The sequence below is a fragment of the Modestobacter sp. VKM Ac-2983 genome, from assembly GCF_026967885.1.
In the GTDB taxonomy this organism is placed as follows: Bacteria; Actinomycetota; Actinomycetes; order Mycobacteriales; family Geodermatophilaceae; genus Modestobacter.
Genome location: NZ_JAPVBK010000008.1, coordinates 4,021 through 5,671, shown reverse-complemented (window position 1 = coordinate 5,671; position 1,651 = coordinate 4,021). Strand labels below are relative to the sequence as shown.

Sequence of the window (1,651 nt, the reverse complement as noted above, 5' to 3'; positions counted from 1 at the left end):
AGTTATGTCCGGCGGCGTCCTACTCTCCCACCCGGTCCCCCGGGCAGTACCATCGGCGCTGAAAGGCTTAGCTTCCGGGTTCGGAATGAGACCGGGCGTTTCCCTTTCGCCATGACCGCCGTAACACTGTGAAGATGTACCCGATACCGATCCCAGCACAGCTGGGGGTCAGCATCAGGCGGAACCAGAATGGTTCCGTACCTTCAGAGCTGCACAGTGGACGCGACACATCTTGCTTCATAAAAGGCTGGATGAGTGAGTGGTCAAGCCCTCGGCCTATTAGTACCGGTCAGCTCCACGACTTGCGCCGCTTCCACTTCCGGCCTATCAACCCGCTGGTCTGGGCGGGGGCCTTACCCGGTTGACCCGGTGAGAGACCTCATCTCGAAGCGAGCTTCCCGCTTAGATGCTTTCAGCGGTTATCCCTGCCGAACGTAGCCAACCAGCAGTGCTCCTGGCGGAACAACTGGCACACCAGAGGTTCGTCCGTCCCGGTCCTCTCGTACTAGGGACAGCTCTTCTCAAGTCTCTTACGCGCGCGGCGGATAGGGACCGAACTGTCTCACGACGTTCTAAACCCAGCTCGCGTGCCGCTTTAATGGGCGAACAGCCCAACCCTTGGGACCTACTCCAGCCCCAGGATGCGACGAGCCGACATCGAGGTGCCAAACCATCCCGTCGATATGGACTCTTGGGGAAGATCAGCCTGTTATCCCCGGGGTACCTTTTATCCGTTGAGCGACACCGCTTCCACGTGCCGGTGCCGGGTCACTAGTCCCAGCTTTCGCTCCTGCTCGACCCGTCGGTCTCGCAGTCAAGCTCCCTTGTGCACTTGCACTCGACACCTGATTGCCAACCAGGCTGAGGGAACCTTTGGGCGCCTCCGTTACATTTTGGGAGGCAACCGCCCCAGTTAAACTACCCACCTGACACTGTCCCTGATCCGGATCACGGACCGAGGTTAGACATCCAATTCGACCAGAGTGGTATTTCAACGATGACTCCACGAACACTGGCGTGCCCGCTTCACAGTCTCCCACCTATCCTACACAAGCCGAACCGAACACCAATATCAAGCTATAGTGAAGGTCCCGGGGTCTTTCCGTCCTGCCGCGCGTAACGAGCATCTTTACTCGTAGTGCAATTTCGCCGAGCCTGTGGTTGAGACAGCTGAGAAGTCGTTACGCCATTCGTGCAGGTCGGAACTTACCCGACAAGGAATTTCGCTACCTTAGGATGGTTATAGTTACCACCGCCGTTTACTGGCGCTTGAGTTCTGAGCTTCGCCCCGAAGGACTAACCCGTCCCCTTAACGTTCCAGCACCGGGCAGGCGTCAGTCCGTATACATCGTCTTTCGACTTCGCACGGACCTGTGTTTTTAGTAAACAGTCGCTTCTCACTGGTCTCTGCGGCCACCCACCGCTGCCCCGCGCAAGGCGGTTCACAGCAGATGGCCCCCCTTCTCCCGAAGTTACGGGGGCATTTTGCCGAGTTCCTTAACCACAGTTCGCTCGATCGCCTTGGTATTCTCTACCTGACCACCTGAGTTGGTTTGGGGTACGGGCCGCTAAGAACTCGCTAGAGGCTTTTCTCGGCAGCATAGGATCATCCAATTCGCCTCATTCGGCTATGCGTCGGGCCTCACCCTGT

General features: G+C 57.8%; 2 rRNA genes (1 of these 2 cut by a window edge). Both read right to left on the bottom strand.

Annotated elements, in window-relative coordinates:
- Positions 1-6: 6 nt before the first annotated feature.
- A 5S ribosomal RNA gene (gene rrf, locus O2W18_RS21585) occupies positions 7-123 on the bottom strand.
- Between the two features lie 136 nt (positions 124-259).
- Positions 260-1,651: ribosomal RNA gene (locus tag O2W18_RS21580) — 23S ribosomal RNA — on the bottom strand (it continues 1,832 nt past the right edge of the window).